Annotated in this window: 2 pseudogenes; one reads left to right on the plus strand and one right to left on the minus strand. The window is 53.5% G+C overall.

What is annotated here, in order from left to right:
• Window positions 1-213: 213 nt before the first annotated feature.
• Window positions 214-1,075 (plus strand): annotated as a pseudogene (locus H6B51_RS16935) (iron-containing alcohol dehydrogenase).
• A gap of 440 nt (window positions 1,076-1,515) precedes the next feature.
• Here the strand turns inward: H6B51_RS16935 and H6B51_RS16940 are convergent.
• Window positions 1,516-1,614 (minus strand): annotated as a pseudogene (locus tag H6B51_RS16940) (IS5/IS1182 family transposase); the annotation flags it as partial.

Here is a 1,614-nt window from a genome sequence, read left to right on the forward strand (position 1 = left end):
GTCCTTACGCAGTTGGCAGATCGTATTACGCGTTGTACGCGTCCGCGAGGAACAAAGGGCTATGCCCGCATAGTGACAACCACCAGCTTCGCTGGTGGATGTGTTCATTGTATGCGGTCGGCGCGGAGGAGACCGGGCTACTGGTCGGCCAGGTAGTCATCCCCAGCCCCCATCTGGAGCTGTTCCAGAATCTGTACTGAGGGGGGAGACCGCGTGGCGGAGGGAAAACAGCGCATTATTCAGAAATTTGTCCCTGGCAAACAGGTCACACTGGCTCATATTCTGGAGTTCCGCCCGGATACGGTCATTGCCCTAGGCGGTGGCTCCGCCATCGATACCGGCAAGGCCATCAGCTTCATCTATACCAAGTCGTCTGGAGCGGCCAAACCCCGGTGCATTGCCATCCCCACTACCTCGGGTACCGGAAGCGAGGTGACCTCCTTCTCGGGCCTGTCCGACCTGGAGGCGGGGGCCAAGTATCCCCTGGTGGACGATACCATGCTACCGGAGATCGCCATGCTGGACCCAGCGCTGACGGTTACCGTGCCGGCACATGTGACAGCGGACACGGGCATGGATGTGCTTACCCACGCTGTAGAGGCCTATGCATCCCCGGCGGCCAGCGATTTTACCGACACGTTGGCGAAGAAGGCCTTTGCCCTGGTGCTGGAGTATCTGCCCCGGGCATTCCGGGATGGCCAGGACTGCGAGGCCCGGGAGAAGCTGCATAGCGCCTCCTGCATGGCTGGTATGGCGTTCAACAATGCTACCCTAGGACTGTGTCACGGAATAGCCCACGCCATGGGAGAGCTGCTCCACCTGCCCCACGGCCGGAGCAATGCGCTGCTGCTGCCATATCGAGCAGGTGGCGGTGCAGGGACTCATCCGACGTATTACCGGGCTGATGACCGAAGTGGGGATTGTTCAGCGGCTTACCCGGGAAGAAGAGCGTGCCCGGCAGAGCGAGAAGATGGACGGGGTAGCCAAACTGGCGCTGGAGGATCGCTGCACTGCTGGCAACTGTAGAAGCGTCACACCCGAACAGGTGAAAGAACTATATCGGAAGCTGATGTAAAAGCCTAGTATATATCTTACAAGAACCTGTTTGCTATAACGTGAATTGTCAAGCTAAGTGCAGCAGAAGTTGAGTTTGAAGCCTAGGTATCAACTCATTTTACGTGGAATATTTTTCTGTGAGACAAGTGGGAATGATTTCAGAGGCCTGAAAAAGCCGATTTACTGGGGGTTTGAAAGGTTAAGGTCCTCCGTTGCAACGATTTTGCAACATTTTTTCATTATTTATAAAAAGAGGGCTAACTGATTCTGATTAGTCAGTTAGCTCTCTTTTTGTATTTTAAAAGCAATTTGCGATGCGAGCAAAACCTAGCTGAACCTAAAATTACGACTACTCCTGTTACGGCGGCTACACCTAAGATCACACAACCAGCGATGAATTTTTCGTTCTCCCAGTCTTTTCCGCCCATTATTTTGAATATTTTAATCATCTAAGAGTGCCTAACAAAACCGAAAAGCAACCAAAGCGGCAGCCAGAGTAAGAAAGGCCAAATGAATATCAGCCCTGCGTTCATATCGGACAAGCAGACGTCTGTATCG

Origin of the sequence: Pseudoflavonifractor phocaeensis, from assembly GCF_016901955.1 — a bacterium.
Classification (GTDB): domain Bacteria; phylum Bacillota; class Clostridia; order Oscillospirales; family Oscillospiraceae; genus Flavonifractor; species Flavonifractor phocaeensis_A.